The organism is Streptomyces chisholmiae (genome assembly GCF_031845445.1).
In the GTDB taxonomy this organism is placed as follows: domain Bacteria; phylum Actinomycetota; class Actinomycetes; order Streptomycetales; family Streptomycetaceae; genus Streptomyces; species Streptomyces chisholmiae.
The window spans coordinates 1-427 of record NZ_JAVREO010000236.1 but is presented as its reverse complement, the minus strand read 5'-3'; the positions used below and the strand labels follow the sequence as shown (position 1 = coordinate 427).

General features: G+C 64.9%; 1 protein-coding gene. It reads left to right on the top strand.

Annotation, left to right across the window (positions count from 1 at the left end):
- Positions 1–403, top strand: a 403-nt coding sequence (locus RM844_RS32980) for a hypothetical protein (RefSeq protein ID WP_311671104.1), incomplete at its 5' end; no start/stop codon positions are given.
- Positions 404–427 lie beyond the last annotated feature (24 nt).

Below are 427 nucleotides of genomic sequence, written 5' to 3'. Positions count from 1 at the left end.
GGAGAGAAGCATGATGAAGCGAATGATGTGCTCGGGCGTGGCCATCGCAACCGGCATTCTGCTGGTGGCCTCTGCGACCACGGGCGTCGCCGTGGCGAAGCCGGACAAGCCGGAACACGCGGCGCAGACATCGGACGGCAAGGGCTGTCTCGTGCGCGACGGCGCGGGCGCCTATCACTTCGACGCCGAGTGCGAATGGCACACGGTGGTGAAGCGCGACAAGAACAATGCGATCCAGTTCTTCAGCTATCAGGACAAGGGCAGCTTGCCGGCGGGCGCGCCGAAGCCGAGCTCGGCGTCCAACAACTCCGTTGTGTGGCCGGGCTGCCCTGACGGCATCAAGGAAACGACGACGCCGAGTGGGCAGTACTCCTCGTCCTGCCGGTATGGGCAGGGCAACTAGCGCGTCCGGAATTCGGGCTGAACA